Origin of the sequence: Streptomyces sp. MI02-7b (genome assembly GCF_033793585.1) — a bacterium.
GTDB lineage: Bacteria > Actinomycetota > Actinomycetes > Streptomycetales > Streptomycetaceae > Actinacidiphila.
Genome location: NZ_JARAWX010000010.1, coordinates 198,263 through 214,372 on the forward strand (window position 1 = coordinate 198,263; position 16,110 = coordinate 214,372).

14 protein-coding genes and 1 pseudogene are annotated in these 16,110 nt (G+C 74.0%); 9 read left to right on the forward strand and 6 right to left on the reverse strand.

All coding sequences use genetic code 11. From position 1 onward, the window contains the following. Positions 1 to 323: 323 nt before the first annotated feature. Positions 324 to 1,133 carry an NAD(P)-dependent oxidoreductase gene (locus tag PV364_RS18850; protein WP_319661223.1) on the reverse strand — a complete coding sequence of 270 codons (810 nt, stop codon included), beginning with the start codon at positions 1,131 to 1,133 and terminating at the stop codon, positions 324 to 326. A gap of 214 nt (positions 1,134 to 1,347) precedes the next feature. On the opposite strand from PV364_RS18850, the gene PV364_RS18855 reads away from it, so the two are divergent. Both PV364_RS18855 and PV364_RS18860 read left to right on the forward strand, forming a co-directional pair. Beyond that, positions 1,348 to 2,283, forward strand: a complete 936-nt coding sequence (locus PV364_RS18855) for a 5-dehydro-4-deoxyglucarate dehydratase (protein WP_319661224.1) — start codon at positions 1,348 to 1,350, stop codon at positions 2,281 to 2,283. A gap of 55 nt (positions 2,284 to 2,338) precedes the next feature. Beyond that, positions 2,339 to 3,514 carry a hypothetical protein gene (locus PV364_RS18860; protein WP_319661225.1) on the forward strand — a complete coding sequence of 392 codons (1,176 nt, stop codon included), beginning with the start codon at positions 2,339 to 2,341 and terminating at the stop codon, positions 3,512 to 3,514. 116 nt (positions 3,515 to 3,630) lie between these two features. On the opposite strand, the gene PV364_RS18865 is transcribed toward PV364_RS18860, so the two are convergent. After that, the gene (locus PV364_RS18865) at positions 3,631 to 3,756 is read right to left on the reverse strand and encodes a hypothetical protein (RefSeq protein WP_319661227.1); all 126 of its coding nucleotides are present in this window, start codon (positions 3,754 to 3,756) and stop codon (positions 3,631 to 3,633) included. Positions 3,757 to 4,042: 286 nt separating this feature from the next. Between PV364_RS18865 and PV364_RS18870 the strand changes: the two genes are divergently transcribed. Genes PV364_RS18870 through araD form a run of 3 tightly spaced genes read left to right on the forward strand, consistent with a single transcriptional unit; the run spans position 4,043 to position 7,414 of the window. After that, complete coding sequence (locus tag PV364_RS18870; RefSeq protein ID WP_319661228.1) at positions 4,043 to 4,702, forward strand: GntR family transcriptional regulator; 660 nt, start codon at positions 4,043 to 4,045, stop codon at positions 4,700 to 4,702. A gap of 50 nt (positions 4,703 to 4,752) precedes the next feature. Continuing rightward, complete coding sequence (locus PV364_RS18875) at positions 4,753 to 5,655, forward strand: dihydrodipicolinate synthase family protein (RefSeq protein WP_319661229.1); 903 nt, start codon at positions 4,753 to 4,755, stop codon at positions 5,653 to 5,655. A 34-nt stretch (positions 5,656 to 5,689) separates the two neighbouring features. Then, positions 5,690 to 7,414: an L-arabinonate dehydratase gene (araD, locus tag PV364_RS18880; RefSeq protein WP_319661230.1), complete on the forward strand. Its 1,725-nt coding sequence runs from the start codon at positions 5,690 to 5,692 to the stop codon at positions 7,412 to 7,414. Between the two features lie 24 nt (positions 7,415 to 7,438). Here the strand turns inward: araD and PV364_RS18885 are convergent, their stop codons facing one another. Beyond that, positions 7,439 to 7,831 (reverse strand): hypothetical protein, encoded by a 393-nt coding sequence (locus PV364_RS18885; RefSeq protein WP_319661315.1) that lies wholly within the window; start codon positions 7,829 to 7,831, stop codon positions 7,439 to 7,441. 218 nt (positions 7,832 to 8,049) lie between these two features. Next, positions 8,050 to 8,817 carry an IclR family transcriptional regulator gene (locus tag PV364_RS18890; RefSeq protein WP_319661231.1) on the reverse strand — a complete coding sequence of 256 codons (768 nt, stop codon included), beginning with the start codon at positions 8,815 to 8,817 and terminating at the stop codon, positions 8,050 to 8,052. Between the two features lie 106 nt (positions 8,818 to 8,923). Between PV364_RS18890 and PV364_RS18895 the strand changes: the two genes are divergently transcribed. Then, complete coding sequence (locus PV364_RS18895; RefSeq protein WP_319661232.1) at positions 8,924 to 10,462, forward strand: aldehyde dehydrogenase (NADP(+)); 1,539 nt, start codon at positions 8,924 to 8,926, stop codon at positions 10,460 to 10,462. A 268-nt stretch (positions 10,463 to 10,730) separates the two neighbouring features. On the opposite strand, the pseudogene PV364_RS18900 reads toward PV364_RS18895, so the two are convergent. Together PV364_RS18900 and PV364_RS18905 are read right to left on the reverse strand one after the other, a co-directional pair. Beyond that, positions 10,731 to 10,961, reverse strand: a pseudogene (locus tag PV364_RS18900) (diaminobutyrate acetyltransferase); the annotation flags it as partial. A gap of 311 nt (positions 10,962 to 11,272) precedes the next feature. Beyond that, positions 11,273 to 12,364 (reverse strand): pyridoxal-phosphate-dependent aminotransferase family protein, encoded by a 1,092-nt coding sequence (locus PV364_RS18905; RefSeq protein WP_319661316.1) that lies wholly within the window; start codon positions 12,362 to 12,364, stop codon positions 11,273 to 11,275. A 79-nt stretch (positions 12,365 to 12,443) separates the two neighbouring features. On the opposite strand from PV364_RS18905, the gene PV364_RS18910 reads away from it, so the two are divergent. The 3 genes from PV364_RS18910 to PV364_RS18920 all read left to right on the forward strand — a co-directional run bounded on the left by PV364_RS18910 (position 12,444) and on the right by PV364_RS18920 (position 16,065). Then, positions 12,444 to 13,547, forward strand: a complete 1,104-nt coding sequence (locus PV364_RS18910) for an amidohydrolase family protein (RefSeq protein ID WP_319661233.1) — start codon at positions 12,444 to 12,446, stop codon at positions 13,545 to 13,547. 146 nt (positions 13,548 to 13,693) lie between these two features. Next, on the forward strand, positions 13,694 to 14,770 hold the full coding sequence (locus PV364_RS18915) for a Hint domain-containing protein (RefSeq protein WP_319661234.1): 1,077 nt from the start codon (positions 13,694 to 13,696) through the stop codon (positions 14,768 to 14,770). Between the two features lie 212 nt (positions 14,771 to 14,982). Continuing rightward, positions 14,983 to 16,065: an SCO1860 family LAETG-anchored protein gene (locus PV364_RS18920; protein ID WP_319661235.1), complete on the forward strand. Its 1,083-nt coding sequence runs from the start codon at positions 14,983 to 14,985 to the stop codon at positions 16,063 to 16,065. Positions 16,066 to 16,110: the final 45 nt, after the last annotated feature.

Consider the following 16,110-nt stretch of genomic DNA (forward strand, 5'->3'; position numbering starts at 1 on the left):
CCTTCCGGGATGTGCCGGAGTATCCGCACGTCGACGGGAGGCGGCCGGCTGGTCTTCGGGCGTCCGCCGGCCGGGATCGCGGTGCGTCGCACGGACGGCCCGGGGACGCAGGAGCTCCGCCTGATGTGCGACGGCGTCGACACGACCGTGGCGGACCCGGCCGCGAGGGCGCCGGGTTCACGCGGCCGGTCACCGGCGCGCGCTGGGGGAGCGCGACCGGGTTCCGTCTGCCGGGTGGCGGCAGGGTGGGCCGGTACGAGCCCCGCCACGAGCGGGCCACCGGGTCGCGGGGCCGTCCGCGCGCGGCGCGGACCGCCGGGCGGTCAGTGCGGCCACATCGGCGGGTGCGTGGTGAAGTGGCCGCCCAGGTGGGCGTGGTCGGGGTTGGCGGGGTCGAGCTCGCCCTGCTCGGCGATGAGCTTCGCGGCGTACGGCTCGGAGTCGTCGCGGGGCTCGTAGCCCAGGGCGCGGGCGCCGGACAGGTCCCACCACAGGCGGGTGTTGGCGGAGCTGCCGTACACCACGGTGTGGCCGACGCCCTCGGCGGTGAGGGCGGCGTGGAAGAGCCGGGCGCCGTCCTCCGGGCTCATCCAGACCGAGAGCATGCGCACGGAGGTGGGCTCGCGGAAGCAGGAGCCGATGCGGACGGAGACCGTCTCCAGCCCGTGCAGGTCCCAGTAGAGCTGGGCGAGGTCCTCGCCGAAGCCCTTGGACAGCCCGTAGAAGGTGTCCGGGCGCCGCGGGGTGTCGACCGGGATGAGGGGGTCGTCCCCGACCGGGCGGGGGGTGAAGCCGACGGCGTGGTTGCTGGAGGCGAAGACGATCCGCCGGACGCCCTCCTCGCGGGCCGCCTCGTAGAGGTGGTAGGTGCCCTCGATGTTGGCGTGCAGGATCTTCTCGAAGGAGGACTCCAGGGAGATGGCCGCGAGGTGCACGATCGCGTCGACGCCGCGCACGGCCTCGCGCAGGGCCGCCCGGTCGGCGAGGTCCGCGATGATGGCGTCGGGCGCCCCCTGCACGGGGGCCACATCGAAGAGGCGCAGGTCGTAACCGTGGGCGGGGAGGAGTTCGCGCATCAGGGTGCCCAGGCCGCCCGCGGCGCCGGTGAGCAGGATGGTGCGGGGAGCGGGCATGCGCGGGTCTCCTCGGTCGCCGTGGTCCACGTCCGTGGACGCCATTCATATGTATGGACACGCTAGAGAGCCCCTGGGGACCCGTCAAGAGACCACCACCAGCGGCTCTCTTCCTTGACCCCTCCATATGTGCTGCTTTAGCGTGAACGCGTTCATGAATATGGACATGGATCAGATGAGCGCACAGTCGCTGCCAGCTTGCAGGGAGAACGCGATGACCGAAGCCGTCTCACTCGCCGCGCGCCTCGACGGCCTGCTGTTCTTTCCCGTGACGCCTTTCGCGCCGGACGGAGCCGTGGACCTGGAGGCCTTCCGGGCGCATGTGCGCGCGGGGATCGAGGCGGGCGCGGGGGCGGTGTTCGCCTGCTGTGGCACCGGGGAGTTCCACGCGCTGACACCCGAGGAGTTCCGGGACTGCGTGGCGGCCGCCGTGGAGGAGAGCGCGGGCCGGGTGCCGGTGGTCGCGGGCGCCGGCTACGGCACCGCCCTCGCCCTGCGGTTCGCCCGGCTCGCCGAGGAGGCGGGCGCCGACGGGCTGCTCGCGATGCCCCCTTACCTGGTCGTCGCCGACCAGGCCGGACTGCTCCGCCACTACGCCGCCCTGGCCGCCGGCACCTCCCTGGACGTCATCGTCTACCAGCGCGACAACGCGGTGTTCACCCCGGCCACCGTCGTCGAACTCGCGCGCATCCCGCGGATCATCGGCCTCAAGGACGGCGTCGGCGACCTCGACCTGATGCAGCGCATCGTCAGCGCCGTCCGCAGCTCCGTGCCGGACCGGGACTTCCGCTACTTCAACGGCCTTCCGACCGCCGAGCTCACCGGCCTGGCCTACCGGGGCATCGGCGTCACCCTCTACTCCTCCGCCGTCTTCTGCTTCGCCCCCGAGATCGCCCTCGCCTTCCACCGCGCCCTGACCACCGGCGACGACACCACGGTGAACCGGCTCCTCGACGGCTTCTACCGGCCTCTGGTCGAGCTGCGCCAGCAGGGCCGCGGTTACGCCGTCTCCCTGGTCAAGGCGGGCGTACGGCTGCGCGGCCTGGACGTGGGCGAGGTGCGGCCGCCGCTGTCGGAGCCCGCCCCGGCGCACGTGAAGGAACTGGCCGAGCTCATCGACCGCGGACTCGCGCTGCTGGGCGAGGACTGACCGACCGCGCACGGCAGCCCCGCCCTCCAGTCAACCTCGCGAGAAGGGAGCCGAGTTGAGAGCCTCCACCTTCGTCTATCCCTGGGACGTCGTCGGTGACCCGGACGCCGCCGAGCGCCTGGCCGCCCTCGGTGTCCGGCAGGTCACCCTGGCCTCCGCCTACCACTCCACGCGGGCGCTCACCCCGCGCCACCCCGCCCGGCGGGTCGTCACCGCCCGGCACGCGGCCGTCCTCTACCCGCCCGACCCGGGGCACTGGGCGGGACGGGCCCTGCGGCCGTACACCCAGGACTGGGCGGGCGGCCCCGACGCGTACGGGGCGGCCGCCGAGTCCCTGCGGGCGGCCGGGCTGCCCGTGCACTCCTGGGTCGTGCTGGCCCACAACTCCCGCCTGGGGGAGGAGCATCCGCACATCACGGTCCGCAACGCCTTCGGCGACCGCTACCCCTGGGCGCCGTGCGTGGCCCGGCCGGAGGTGCGCGAGTACCTCGTCGCGCTCGCGGCGGAGGCCGCCGTGCGGCCCGGCACCGACGGCACCGAACTGGAGAGCTGCGGCTGGTACGGCCTGGCGCATCTGCACGCGCACGACAAGATCGGCGGCGTCCCGCTGCCCGGCGCCGCGCAGTACCTGATGTCCCTGTGCTTCTGCGAGGTGTGCGAGGCGGGTTACGCGGGCCTGGGGGCCGATCCGCGGGAGCTGCGGGCTGCGGTGCGGGCGGCGCTGGAGCCCGTGTGGGCCGGCGGATGGGCGCCGGGCCCCGAAGAATGGGGCGACGTCGAGAAACTGCTCGGGACGGACCTCGCGGCACTGACCCTCGACTGGCGCACCGGCGTCGCCCGCGACGTGCAGCGGGCCGCGGTGGAGGCGGTGCGGGCGGCGGCCCCGCCCGGATTCCGCGTCCTCCTGCACGCGGACCCGCATCCGCACCGCGCCGGCGCCAACGTCGGCGTGGACCCGGCACACATCCTGGCCCTGGCCGACGGCCTGGTCCTGCCGGGCACCGACCACCTCGCCGCCTGCGCCCCGCACGCCCGTCCCGGCACCGTCCTTGCCGCCAACTTCCCCGTCGTCGCGGGCATGGGCGGCAGCCCGCACACCCTGGCCGCGGACGCCGCCCGGGCCGCCGCGCTCGGCGCGACCGAGCTGCGGCTCTACCACGCCGGGCTCGCCGCGGACGCGGACCTCGCCGCGGTGCGCGACGCGCTGGCCGCACTGCCCGCCGGCGGTTGAGCGCCCGGCTCAGCGCGCCTTCGGCGTGTCCCGCAGCCAGTCGAAGACGACCTCGCCGCGCTGCTGCGGCGCCCTCGGGGAGCCGTGCAGCTGCGCCCCGGTGGCCGCCGTCATCCTCAGGTGTTGACGTCGTGTCCCGGGTCCTCGACGAGGGTCGTCGCACCGGGTGCGGGCACGCCCGCGGAGCGGGAGCCGGAGGGCGCGGGGCTCGCCGGGGACGTGGCCGCGGTCGAGGCGCCCATGGGTGTGCGCCCGGCTGCCGGCCGGGCCCCCGCGCCGCCGGCCAGGGCGGTGGGCGCGGCGCGCCGGCCGGGGTCCGAGGCGCGGTCCGGTGATACGTGCGTCCTGCAGGCCGAACGCAGAAGCCCCGCCGGCGCGGCCCGCGCCTCCGGACCGGGCGCTCTCCCGTCGGCCCGTCATCCCCGTTTCCCGCCGGGCCCATTGACGGCGCTCGGGCGCCGTCCTACGGTCGGGTCGTACCTCGTACGTCATATATGAGACGCGATACACGAGAACCGGGACCTCTCCATGGACCTGCTGTCCGGCGCGGCGCCCACCCCCATCCCGTCCCGCACCCAGGTGGTGCTGGAGACGATCAGGCGCGGCATCCTGACCGGGCTGCTGGCGCCGGGCCAGGCCCTGGTCGAGACCGAACTCGCGGCACGGTTCGGGGTGTCCAAGACGCCCGTGCGGGAAGCGCTCAAGACACTGGCGGGCACCGGCCTGGTCGTGTCGAGTCAGTACAGGGGCGTGACCGTGCGCACGGTCGATGCGCTGATGGCCCGTCAGATCTACGATGTGCGCCTCCTGCTGGAACCTCAGGCGCTGCGCCGCACCGTCGCCCGCGGTGCCCCGCTCGACGCGGCCCGCGAGGCACTGGAGCGGGCCGACGCCGCCGCGGACCGGGCCGAACGGTCGCTCGCCAACCGGGACTTCCACGGGGCGCTGTACGGCCCCTGCGGCAATCCGCTGCTGGCCCGGATCCTCGACGACGTCCGCGACCAGGCGGCGCTGGTGTCGTCCGTCGCCTGGCGGGAGAACCCCTCCTGGGAGCGGGAGGCGCGCGAGCACAGGGAGATCCTCGCCCGTGCGCAGGCCGGCGACGCCGAGGGCGCGGCCCGCCTCCTGCACGACCACATGGCGGGCTTCGTCGCGCGTGCCTTCCCCGGTGACGCCGAAGCCCCTTGAACCGCGCCCGCGCCCGGAACCGGCCGGTCCCCGATCCGAAGGGCAACCGCATGGCATTCGCAGAGCAGTCCGCCGCACTCGCCGACGTCGTCGCGATCCCGGTGACCCCCTTCGGCGCGGACGGAGGAGTGGCGCGCGGCACGTACCGGGCGCTGCTGCGCCGGATGCTCGACCACGGGGTCCGCACCGTCACGCCGAACGGCAACACCGGCGAGTTCTACGCGCTGGACCCGGCCGAACGCCGCCTGGTCGTGGAGCTCACCGTGGCCGAGGCGGACCCCGGCACCCAGGTCGTCGCCGGTGTGGGTCTCGACCTGCCCACCGCGGTGGCCGCCGCCCGGCACGCACGCGACGCGGGTGCGGGAGCGGTGATGGTCCATCAGCCCGTCCACCCCTACGTCTCCCCGGAGGGCTGGGTCGACTACCACCGGGCCATCGCCGACTCCGTTCCCGAGCTCGGCGTCGTTCCCTACGTCCGGGACGCCGCGCTGGACGGCGCCCTGATCGGCAGGCTCGGGGACCTGTGCCCGAACGTCATCGGCGTGAAGTACGCCGTGCCGGACCCGGCCCGCTTCGCCGCCGTCGCCCGGGACGCCGGGCTCGACCGCTTCACCTGGGTCGCGGGCCTGGCCGAGCTGTACGCACCGGCCCACTGGGCGGTCGGCGCGACCGGCTTCACCTCGGGCCTGGTCAATGTGGCGCCGCGGATCTCCCTGGAGATGCTGCGCGCGCTGCGCGCCGGCGATCGCTCCGCCGCCATGAAGGTCTGGGAGCGGGTGCGGGAGTTCGAGGACCTGCGGGCCGAGGGCCGGTCGGCGCACAACGTGTCCGTGGTCAAGGAGGCACTGGCGGCGCTGGGGAAGTGCCGCCGCGACGTACGGCCGCCCAGCCACCCGCTCCCCGGGGACCGGCGCGCGCGGGTGGCCGCCCTGATCGCCGGCTGGGACCTGTGAGCCGGCCCGCCGCGCACGGAAGGACCACCGGCCGATGAGGACGCCCGAGGAGCTGCGCAGTCACCAGTGGTACGGCACGGACGGCCTGCGCTCGTTCAGCCACCGGGCCCGCACCCGGCAGCTGGGCTACCTGCCCGAGGAGCACCTGGGCAAGCCGGTGATCGCGATCCTCAACACCTGGAGCGACATCAACCCCTGCCACGTCCATCTCCGCGACCGCGCCCAGGCGGTCAAGCGGGGGGTGTGGCAGGCGGGCGGCTTCCCCCTGGAGTTCCCCGTGGCGACGCTCTCGGAGACCTACCAGAAGCCGACCCCCATGCTGTACCGCAACCTGCTCGCCATGGAGACCGAGGAGCTGCTGCGCTCCTACCCGGTGGACGGCGCCGTCCTGATGGGCGGCTGCGACAAGTCGACGCCCGCGCTGCTCATGGGCGCCGCCAGTGCCGGCCTGCCGGCCGTCTTCGTCCCTGCCGGGCCGATGCTGCCCGGACACTGGCGGGGCGAAGTGCTGGGCTCCGGCACCGACATGTGGAAGTACTGGGACGACAGACGGGCGGGCCTCATCGGCGACTGCGAGATGGCGGAGCTCGAGAGCGGCCTGGCCCGTTCGCCGGGCCACTGCATGACCATGGGCACCGCCTCCACGCTGACCGCCGCCGCGGAGGCGCTGGGCGTGACGATGCCCGGCGCCTCGTCGATACCCGCCGTGGACTCCGGGCACGACCGGATGGCGGCGGCCTCCGGGATGCGGATCGTCGACCTGGTGCGGCGGGACCTGCGGCTGCCGGCGATCCTCACGCTCGAGGCGTACGAGGACGCGGTGGCCACCGTGCTGGCCCTCGGCGGCTCGACCAACGCCGTGATCCACCTGATCGCGATGGCCGGGCGCAGCGGCGTCCGGCTCACCCTGGACGACTTCGACCGGATCGCCCGTACGGTCCCGGTGCTGGCGAACGTGCGTCCCGGCGGCCGGTACCTGATGGAGGACTTCCACTTCGCGGGCGGCCTGCCCGCCTTCCTGACCCGGCTGCGGGACGCCGGACGGCTCCACCTGGACCGGCCGACCGTCGGCCACGCCACCCTGCGCGAGCAGCTCGCCGGTGCCCGCGTGCACGACGAGGACGTCATCCGGCCGCTGGACCACCCGCTGGCGGCCGAGGGCGGCGTCGCCGTCCTGCGCGGCAACCTGTGCCCGGACGGCGCCGTCATCAAGCACATCGCCGCCGAGCCGCGCCTGCTGAGGCACACCGGCCCGGCCGTCGTCTTCGACGACTACCGGACGCTGCAGCGCACCATCGACGACCCCGGCCTCGGCATCACCGAGGACAGCGTCCTGGTGCTCCGCGGCTCCGGCCCGCTCGGCGGGCCGGGTATGCCGGAGTACGGGATGCTCCCCATCCCCGGCCGGCTGCTCAAGAAGGGCGTCCGGGACATGGTGCGGATCTCCGACGCCCGGATGAGCGGCACGAGTTACGGCGCGTGCGTCCTGCACGTCGCGCCCGAGTCGTACGTCGGCGGGCCACTCGCCCTCGTCCGCACCGGCGACCGGATCACTCTCGACGTCGGGGCGCGCACCCTGCGCCTGGAGGTCGACGACGCCGAGCTGGCACGCCGCCGGAACCGGTGGCAGGCGCCACCGCCGCGCTTCGGCCGCGGATACGGCGCGCTGTACCAGGACCAGATCACCCAGGCCGACACCGGCTGCGACTTCCGCTTCCTGGCCAGGCCCGGGGAGGTGCCGGAGCCGTACGCGGGCTGATACCCGTCCGGCCGGGACGGTCGCTCAGACCGCCGGCGCGGGACGGGCCGGCGCGCGCCGGCCCTCGTACCAGAGCGCGGTGCCCGTCACGAGGGCGCCGACGCCCTCCCACACGCCCACGCCGAGGAAACCGGAGGGCGCCCGGCCGATGATCACGGCCGTGGTGAAGACCGTGAAGGTGAGCAGGCGGAAGGGCACGGTCCAGCGGAAGAAGGCACGCCAGTCGGCGAGCGCGGCCAGCACATAGTAGACGCCCATGTTGAGGGCGGCCATGGAGGAGGCGGTGAGGAAGACCAGCGTGTAGTCCCCGCCCGCGCGGGCGTCCGGCCGGTGGAAGCCGAGCAGGGACAGCTGCACGGCGGGCGAGACGATCCCGACGATGCCGAGCGCGGCGGCGAGCAGACCGAAGACGGCCATGGTCCAGCCGGAAAGGGAGCGGGGGAGACGCACCGGTCCTCCAAGTCCTGGGACGGCAGCGTGCGGCGCCCCAACTCCCTTGATCCTAGGGGATGTTCAGGCCAGCCCCTGCCGCACCGGCGCGTTCCCGCGGGCCGGTGACCGCGGCGGTACTGGTGTCCGGTGGCGTCCGGCCGGGCGCGGTCCGGGTCCTGCGGGAGGAGTGCCGACCGGGGCCTTCACAGCCGGCGCGTGGCCAGGGTGAGCCGGTCGCGCGCGTCGAAGAGGGCGTCCTTGATCAGCTGCTCGTGCGCCGGGGTCAGCCGGGCCACCGGCACCGAGCAGCTGATCGCGTCCCGGGAGGGCGTCCGGTAGGGGATCGCGACGCCGAAGCAGCGCAGGCCGAGGGTGTTCTCCTCGCGGTCCACCGCGTAGCCCTGCTCGCGGATCTGGCGCAGTTCGGCGATCAGCTTCTCGCGGTCGGTGTGGGTGTGCTCGGTCAGCGGTTCCAGCGTCTCCGGCAGCAGCTTGCGGACCTGCTCGTCGGTGTACGTGGCCAGCAGCGCCTTGCCGAGCGAGGTCGAGTGGGCCGGCAGCCGCCGGCCGACGCGGGTGAACGGCCGCAGGTAGTGCGAGGACTGACGGGTCGCCAGGTACACCACGCTCGTGCCGTCGAGGCGCGCCAGGTGGATGGTCTCGCTGGTGTCGTCCGAGAGCCGGTCCAGGGTGGGGCGGGCCGCGGCGACGACCTCGTCGCCGTCGATGTACGAGGTGCCGACCAGCAGGGCGCGCACCCCGATGCCGTAGCGGGTGCCGGTCGCGTCGGTCTCGATCCAGCCGAGCTCGACGAGTGTGCGCAGCAGCATGTAGAGGCTGGACTTCGGGTAGCCGACCGCCTCCTGCACGGCGGCGAGACTGTGCATGCCGGGCTTGCCGGCGAAGAACTCCAGCAGTTCCACCGTCCGCACCGCGGATTTGACCTGCGCGCCGCCCTCACCTGCAGCCATGGGACCCCTCTTGTTCGGCCGGGACCCGCGCAAGTAGGCTCCCGAACAGATTCACAGTTGCGGATGCTGTTCAGCATATCGAACGGAAGGCCTGGAGGTACCCGCGGTGGCCGTACCAGTGTGGAGCGTCGATCCCCGTACCGGGAAGCAGCGGGAGCAGGTCGCCGCCGAGGCCACGGCCGAGGAGGTCGACGCCGTGGTGCGCGCCGCGTCCGCCGCCTCCCCGGCGCTGGCCGACCGCGAGGTCAGGTCCCGCCTGCTGCGCACCGCGGCCGACTTCCTGGAGGAGGCCGGCCCTCGCATCCTGGAGGCCGCCGATGCCGAGACCGCCCTCGGGCCGGTCCGGCTCACCGGCGAACTCGGCCGCACCGCCTACCAGTTGCGCGCCTTCGCCGACATCGTGGACGAGGGCGCCTACCTCGACGTCATCATCGACCACGCCGACGCCTCGCTCGCCCCGCCCCGCCCCGACCTGCGGCGCTGGAAGATCCCGCTGGGCGTCGTGGCCGTCTACGCCGCCAGCAACTTCCCGCTCGCCTTCTCCGTGCCCGGCGGCGACACCGCGAGCGCCCTCGCCGCGGGCTGCCCCGTCGTCGTCAAGGCGCACCCCGACCACCCGGCCACCAGCGAGCTGTGCGCGGACGCGCTGCGCCGCGCCGCCGTCGCCGTCGGTCTCCCCGCCGACGTCGTCTCCGTCGTGCACGGCTTCCAGGCCGGCATCGACCTCGTCCGGCACCCGCTCGTGTCCGCCGCCGGCTTCACCGGGTCGGTACGGGGCGGGCGCGCCCTCTTCGACGCGGCCGCCGCGCGGCCGGTGCCGATCCCGTTCCACGGCGAGCTGGGCAGCCTCAACCCCGTGGTCGTCACGGAGGCCGCGGCGGAGGAGCGCGCCGAGCAGATCGGCGCCGGCCTCGCCGGGGCGATGACGCTCGGCGTCGGGCAGTTCTGCGTCAAGCCGGGCCTCGTCCTCGCACCGCAGGGCGAGGCGGGCGACCGGCTGCTCAAGTCCCTGGCGGCGGCCGTCGGCGACGTCACGCCGGGCACGCTGCTCGACGCGCGCATGCGGGACAACTTCATCGCGGGCGTCGGCGAGTTGACCGCGCTGCCCGATGTGGACGCGCCCGTCGAGCCCGGCGACGGCGGCGAGCACCTGGTGCGGGCCGGCTTCGTCTCCGTCCCGGCGGCCCGCCTGGCGGAGGGCGGCGGCGCCCACGACGTGCTCCTGGAGGAGCACTTCGGGCCCGTGACGGTCATCGCGCGGTACGCGAACGCGGAGGAGGTCGAGGGCGTGCTCGGCCGGCTCCCCGGGAACCTCACGGCCACCGCGCACCTCGGCGAGGCCGAGGCGTCCGGCGCGGAGCCGTCCGGCGCCGGGGCGGAGCTGCTGCGCAGGCTGACCCCGCTGGCCGGGCGCGTCGTGGTGAACGGCTGGCCGACCGGCGTCGCCGTCGCCCCCGCCATGCACCACGGCGGCCCGTACCCCGCCACCACGTCGACGTCCACGTCCGTGGGGGGTACCGCGATCGAGCGCTGGCTGCGGCCCGTCGTCTACCAGGACGCGCCGGAGGCGCTGCTGCCGGCGGAGTTGCGGGACGCGAATCCGCGGGGGGTGCCGCGCCGCTTCAATGGGCGCCGCGACGCCTGACGCTGCGCTGGCTGTGCGGGGAGGTTTTTTCCCCGCCCGCCCTCCCGGGTGCCCTGTGAAGTCACGCGCCCCGGCGCGCGTGTCGTGGGGGCCGGGTGCGGTGCCTCCGGGGCTGCACGTCCTGGACTGGGATATTTACGCGCGTTTCCAGCACTTGCTCATCCCGTCCCTGCCCGGATGGTGCGCACAAATATCCCGCAGCGTCCAGAACATCCACCCCTACGACCCCGCCCCCTCCGTCTCCATATGCGCCTGATCCCCGGTGGGGGGTGCGCGGGCTGTCCGGCCGTACGTAGCCGGTCACAAAGCCCACTGCCTCCTCGCGTCCGCCGCGTGCGGAGCGGGCCACCACCGAGGTCCGGGCGAAGTCCCGGCACCAGAGCAGATAGCTGTAGGGGGAGTTCAGGTCCAGCGTCCGGGAATCGCGGGCGATACGCCACAGGGCGGTCCCGTCCTCGATCGCCGGGGTGTCGAGCAGCAATTCACTTGCGGCGGTCATGCGAGAACAACGTAGCGGCCGGAATTTCATTCCGCATGTCTCCGCGGCCTTGTGCGCGGTCGGGACCGCTGGTATCAGGCGCGCGAAACCCCGGCGGTTACGGTGGGTTCACCCGGATATTCCGGGGAAGAACGACCACTTTATGGTGTCGATCACAGCGGAAAATCGTCACGTGACGTCTATGAAATCTTGGCGTTTGGGGCCGGGGGCGCTGGGCAGGAGATCATGGGCGAATAAGCACGGCAAGAGGAATACATTTCGCGTGCGGAATTCCCCGCGGGGAATTCCGCACGCGAATTCGATGCGACCGGTCAGCCCGTCCAGGCGGATTCGGCCGCGGCGAGGGCGGCGGCCGGGTCCGTCACGTCGAGGGCCGCCCCGACGGCGCGCAGGGTGCGCAGGACGACGTCGAGGGAGGCGTCGGGGCCGTAGTGGTTGACCCGGACCATCTCCCCGGCGAGCGCGCCGCCGCCGGCCACCAGGGGCAGCGCGGGGTCCACCGCGAGCACCCGCGCCACCAGGCCGTCGGCGGCGACGCCGTCCAGGGTGCGCAGCGTCGTGGCGACCGGTGCGGCGTCGGCGGCGCGGTGCACATAGGGCTCCAGCGCGGCGCCGAGCGCGGCGGCGCCGGCCCGGGTCGCCGCGGCGGCGGCGCGGTGCCGGGCGAGGACCGTGCCGAGTCCGGTCTCCTCGATGCGCTCCAGGCAGGCTTCGAGCGCGAGCATCTCCAACTGCGCGGGCGCGTGCGGCAGCGCCTTGCGGCCGGTGTCGATCCAGCGCCGCTTCCAGTCCAGGAGCGACAGGTACGAGCGCCGCGGCGCCGCCGGGTTCTCCGCGAAGCGCCGCCAGGCCCGCTCGCTCACCGAGACCGCGGACACGCCCGCGGGACCGCCCATCGCCTTCTGGGCGCCGATCACGCACAGGTCCACGCCCCACGCGTCGACCTCCAGCGGCTCGGCCGCCACCGAGGCCACCGCGTCCACCATGAACAGCGCCCCGTGCGCCCGCACGACCTCGCCGATCTCCGCGACAGGGTTGGTGTTGCCGGTCGCCGCCTCCGCGTGCACCAGGGAGACGAAGTCGATGCCCGGGTGCTCGGCCAGTGCCCGCGCCACGTCCCCGGCGCCGGCCGCGGCGTGGAAGGGCACCTCCAGGTCGACCACGTGGGCGCCCGCGTCGCGCAGCCAGTCGCCGAAGGTCTGCCCGTAGGGCCCGGTCACCACGTTGAGCGCCGTCCCGCCGGGCCGCGCGCCGGAGCGGATGCAGCCCTCCAGCGGCAGCAGCGCCTCGCCCTGCGTGATCACCACGTCGTTCCCGGTCCGCAGCAGGGCCGCGACCTTCCGTTCGATCGAGGCGAAGCGGCCGGCGGTCAGCGGGGGCAGGTCAAGGAGGGGGTGGGACACGGCGGCGCTGCTTCCTTCGTCGGTGCTGTTCGAGGGCTGTACGGGCCCGAGCGTACTCGCGGCCTCGTAGAGTGCGGACATGGCTGATCACCAGGCGCCGGCGCCGGCGCTCCGCATCAAGGGCCGGATCCTGGCCGGGCCGCAGGACGTCCGGGACGAGCTGTGGGTGGTCGACGGCCGCGTGACCTACGACCGCCCGGCCGGCGTCCGCGACGTCACCACCGTGGAGGGCTGGGCGCTGCCCGGCCTGGTCGACGCGCACTGCCACGTCGGCCTGGACCACCACGGCCCCGTCGAACCGCACACCTCGGAGAAGCAGGCCCTCACCGACCGCGACGCCGGCACCCTGCTGATCCGCGACGCGGGTTCGCCTTCAGATACTCGCTGGATCGACGAGCGCGAGGACCTGCCGCGGATCATCCGCGCGGGCCGGCACATCGCCCGCACCCGGCGCTACATCCGCAACTTCGCCTGGGAGGTCGAGCCGGAGGACCTGGTCGCCTACGTCCGCCAGGAGGCGCGGCGCGGCGACGGCTGGGTGAAACTGGTCGGCGACTGGATCGACCGCGACACCGGGGACCTGTCCGCCTGCTGGCCGCGCGGCGCCGTCGAGGAGGCCATCGCCGCCGCCCACGAGGAGGGCGCCCGGGTCACCGCGCACTGCTTCGCCGAGGACTCCCTGCGCGATCTCGTCGAGGCGGGCATCGACTGCGTCGAGCACGCCACCGGCCTGACGGAGGAGACCATCCCGCTCTTCGCCGAACGCGGCGTGGCGATCGTCCCCACGCTCGTCAACATCGCGACGTTCCCGCGGCTCGCGGACGGCGGCCAGGCCAAGTTCCCGCGCTGGGCGGACCACATGCGGCGGCTTCACGCCCGTCGCTACGACACCGTCCGGGCGGCCCACGACGCCGGCATCCGGATCTTCGCCGGCACCGACGCCGGCGGTTCCCTCGCGCACGGCCTCGTCGGCGGTGAGGTCGCCGAACTGGTCACCGCGGGGATCCCGGTGCTCGACGCCCTGTCGGCCGCGACCTGGTCCGCCCGCGAGTGGCTCGGCAGGGACGGCCTCACCGAGGGCGCCTCCGCCGACCTCGTGGTCTACGAGGCCGACCCCCGTGTCGACGTGCGTGTCCTGACCGCGCCCCGGCGCGTGGTGCTGCGCGGGCGCGTCGTCGGCTGATCCCGCGCGGCCGGTACTCCCGGACGCGGGTTTACCACACTCCACCCCGATTCGGGTGATTCCGCCCGGATCGGCGGGCCCGGCCTGCCGCGGCGTGCTGCGATCGGTACAACCGGCCGAATCCGCACGACGGGACGGGGAGCACCATGACCAGGCAGGGGCCGCAGAAGTATCCGGGGGCATCGCGCAGGTACTGGTACCAGGACGACTACGGCGGGGACGCGATGGAGGTCAACGCCATCGTGCTGCACACCACCGAGGGCAGGTCCGTGCCCTCCTACGACGAGGGCTCCAGCGCCCCCAATCTGACCGCGCAGCCGGACTTCGCCCGCCAGAAGCTGGTCTGGTACCAGCACTTCGACATCGACATCTCCTCCCGCGCCCTGGTCAACCGGCCGGGCGGCGTGGAGACCAACACCCTCAACGTCTGCCAGGTGGAGCTCGTCGGCACCTGCGACCCCGAGACCCACGAGGACTGGGGCACCACGCCCGGCCATGTGTACTGGCCGAAGGCGCCCCAGTGGGCACTGCGCGAACTCGCGGCCTTCCTGGCCTGGATGCACACCGAGCACGACGTGCCCCTGAGCGGTCCGAAGCTGTGGCTTCCCTACCCCAGGTCGTACGGCAGCGCGGGCGGCCAGCGGATGACCGCGCGGCAGTGGAACGCCTTCAACGGGATCTGCGGGCACCAGCACGTCCCGGAGAACTGCGTGCACCCCGAAACCCCGGTGTTGCGTGCCGACGGCGGCCCGGTGCGCGCGGGGGACCTCCGGGTGGGGGACGAGATCGCCTCGTTCGACGAGGAGGGCGGGCGCAGGCTGTGGCGGCGCGGGGTGGTGACACGCAACGACCCGGCCAGGAAGGAGTGCTGGCGGATCACCACCTCCGCCGGGGAGGTGGTGGCGACCGCCGACCACCCCTGGCTGGTCCGGCTGCCGCACGGCGACGTGTGGGTGGCGAGCCGTGAACTCACCCCGGGCAAGCACCGGATCGTGCGCGCCGGGACCGCCGTGCCGCCCGGATGGGAGGGCACCGCCGTCGCCGAGGCGACCGGCGAGGCCGAGGTGCTGGCGGCGGAGCCCGTGGGCGAGCAGCCGATCGCCTCCCTGTCGACGTCGACCCGCACCTATGTGGCGGCGGGGCTGCTCTGCCACAACACCCACGGTGATCCTGGAGCGTTGGACTTCGCGAAGCTGCTCGAATACGCGCGAGCGCAGGTGTGACGCACGGGAACGTACGTGCCTGAAGGTTCGAATACGGGGACGAAAACCACCCTTTGGAGTGAACCGGCGTCAGGACGGTGCCGGTTCACTCTCTGTACGTAAATCATTACGGGGTCGAGGTCGCCCGGCGAGCGCGCTGTCCCCTTCAGCGGCGCTGTGGCGACTCCATGACCAGTTGGGGGTTTTCCACCTTGTACAGCTCTCCCTTCAGCATGCCCGCACGCCGCTCGGCTGCCTCGCTGGGGGCCGCCGTCGCGCTGGCGGCGGGCGCCCTCGCGCTCGGGCCGGCGTCCCCGGCCGCGGCCACCGAGGGGTCGCACGGCGGTTCCGGCAAGGCCGGTGCCGTCGTCCTGCGCACCGGCCTGGACGTGTCCCTGCTCAACAAGACCGTCGACGTGCCGCTCGACCTCACGCTCAACGAGGTCCAGGCGCCCGCGAGCGCCGACGAGACCGCGCTCACCGCGACCCTCGACGGCGTCGACCGCGGACGCCCGTTCAGCGTCCTGCAGGCGGATGTCGCCACCGCCCGGGCCACCGTCGACCGCCACAAGGCCGAGGGGTACGCCAACCTGGTGCACGCGCGCGTCCATGTCCCCGGACTGCCGCTCATCGGGCTCATCAAGGCCGACGCGATCACCTCCCGGGCCACCTGCGAGGCCGGCGAACGTCCCGTCGCCGACACCGAGTTGCCGGGCTGGGTCACCGTGCTCGGCAAGCGCGTCCGGGTCACCGCGGGCGGTCCCACCGAGGTGAGGGTGCCCGGTGTCGGCGAGGTCCGGCTCGACCTCGCCAAGAGGGTCGTCACCTCGCGCACCGCCGCGGCCACCGCCCTGGAGCTCAACGTCTCCATCGATCCGCTCAAGCTCAACGTCGCCGACGTCAAGGGCACGGTCACGCTCGTGCAGGCCACCTGCGAGACGCCGGGCCGCGGCGGGGGCGGCGACCACGGCGGGGGCCACGGCGGCGGTCACGACGGTGACCACGGCGGGGGCCACGGCGGCGGCAAGCCCGGCGGGGACGACGAGGACAGCGCGACGCCCACCCCGCAGCCCGGCGACGAGTCCGAGCCGCCCAGCACGTCGGCGGAGCCGAGCGCGTCCCCCGAGCCGGTGGACGCCGGCGGATCGCCCGGTTCCGCCCCGTCCGCCCAGGCCGTGGCAGGGAACCTCGCCGAGACCGGCAGCAGCAGCATGACGCCCTACCTCGCGGGTGGTTCGGTGCTGCTCTTCGCCGTCGGCTTCGTCGTGATCCGCATGACCCGCCGCAGGACGGCGACCCAGAACGCCCGGGACTGACGGGTCCGGGTGACCCCGGGGGCGGTTCGGGGGTCAGGGGGGAGA